This window comes from Macrococcoides goetzii, from assembly GCF_002742385.2.
In the GTDB taxonomy this organism is placed as follows: Bacteria; Bacillota; Bacilli; order Staphylococcales; family Staphylococcaceae; genus Macrococcoides; species Macrococcoides goetzii.
In genome coordinates, this window is the sequence record NZ_CM010624.1 from 1 (window position 1) to 1,913 (window position 1,913).

Consider the following 1,913-nt stretch of genomic DNA (forward strand, 5'->3'; position numbering starts at 1 on the left):
GTCCCCCTGAATGTATTATTATTTCTAGACAACTTAATCTTACATCTGGGGCTTTTTTTGTGTCAATTTTTTTTATACACTAAAAACACAGAAAAACGCTATCATATCAATGGTTTAAGCGTAATTATAAAAAACTCATTATTTCTATATAGTATCAAGACAAGAAGAAACTCAAATTTTGCAAAGCAAAATTCGAGTTTTAAAACCCAAAAAGCGACCACTTTTTTCAAAAGTGATCGCTTTATTTTTTTCAAAAGTCGCCACACGAACTATAAGCGATTAAACAGCATGTTTGCCCATTTTTTTATGCCAAATTTTAATTTGCATGTAAATGGGCAGTACCTGGTATTCGTCTGATGTTTGCATTTATTCCAATTTCCTTTTTGAGTAGAAACTTTGACCCTTCAAACTTCCCAAAGATGAGCCCACGAGAAAAAAACGCCCTCGTGGGCACACTTCGTTAAGTGTACTTGAAGGGTCTTTTCTTTCTCAAAAAGTTTTCTCGGCATAAAAGATCGTTGCACCTTTTTTCAACTTCGCAGATTAATTTTCTAGAAAAAATCAAAACAGTTTTATGCTTATTTTTAATTTTAAGCCCGTTTAAGACGTTTTCAGCATTTTTCTAGTAAAAAAGTACTTGGAAATAAAAAACGGCTCGTAAAACGCAAATATGAGCAAAATAATTAAATTTTAATTTTCACCAGTGTCTGCGATTTTTTGGACACTGGCCCAGTTACATGCAAATTAAAAATTTGGCATAAAATCGTGTTAAAATTTGCATTTAACAGGGCAAACGTGCCGTTTGATCGCTATAGTTCCCACAGGGGTTAAAAAACAAAAAAAGCATTGAAAATTTTCAATGCTTCAAGAAATAATTTTGTTTTTCATAATTCCAAATCGCCATAATTGAATTTGCTTTTTCTTCTTCGTCTGAAATTTTTTCTTCGCCCGTCTGAATTAAATTGCCGTCTTCTGCATTGTCTAAATTTAATTCTTTGTGTTTGATTTTTAACAATCCACCGTAAGAAATCATGCGTTTTTTATAAAGTCCTTGCTCAAGATCGCTCACAACTTCTAAATCTTTTTCTTGGTCACTTGTTAAATAATCACTTGATTTTACTGCATATTTTGATGTCTCTTTGATTGCAGATTCAATCGCGTTGTTGCCTTTTTTATTTGGTTTAATCGCTTTGATATTTGCTACAGGTTTGTAATCGACTTTCAAAGCTTTCTGCCACATCTCAAGCCATTCTTCTTGTGAGATATAGTTTTCAGACCCTCTGAAATATTTACTTTCAACACACATCAGCACATGCATATGCTGATTGTAAGAGCCGTCTTTCTCGTTCACAGTCACTTCTGTTGCTCTCATAAATCCAACTAAATTTTTAGCTACTTTTTTATACTTAAACATACGGTTAAATGCCTTATTCATCTCTTTAATGCTTTGTTCAAGCGTTGCACCATCTATCGAATTTCGATTTGATAAAGTTAAGAAAAGCCAACGTGCCGACGGTTTTTCCTGAATCACTGCTTCAACGATCTTTTGTGTCTGATAACTATTTTTCATTGCTCTTCTCCAGTTGCAGACAGGACAAAGCTTAGATTTACAGAACCATGTTTTATAAAGCTTTAAATATCCTTCATCTGTCGCTTTAAATTCAAGTATATTACCGCATTGACGCACATTGTGAGCCTTTTTTATTTTTAAAATCTCTAGTAATTCAGAATAAGTCACGTTCCCTATCTTCTTCTCTTTCCAGGGTCTCTCTTTACCCGACTTAGTGAAATCTCTTAAAGTTTGGCTATCTTGATTTTCGTAAATAAATCTTGTATTATTATCTTGCATCAAGAAAACCACCTTTCTGTTTTCTTTTTTGATTGGTTGGTTTAATTAAAAATCGCATAAAAAA

General features: G+C 33.0%; 1 protein-coding gene. It reads right to left on the minus strand.

Annotated features, from left to right (window positions below; all coding sequences use genetic code 11):
• Window positions 1–856: 856 nt before the first annotated feature.
• A complete protein-coding gene (locus BFS35_RS00005; RefSeq protein ID WP_099578691.1) occupies window positions 857–1,849 on the minus strand; it encodes a protein rep in 993 nt (330 codons plus the stop codon).
• Window positions 1,850–1,913: the final 64 nt, after the last annotated feature.

Coding starts and splice junctions, on each gene's coding strand:
- BFS35_RS00005 (WP_099578691.1), bottom strand. CDS start 1,849: ATGCAAGATAATAATACAAGATTTATTTACGAAAATCAAGATAGCCAA.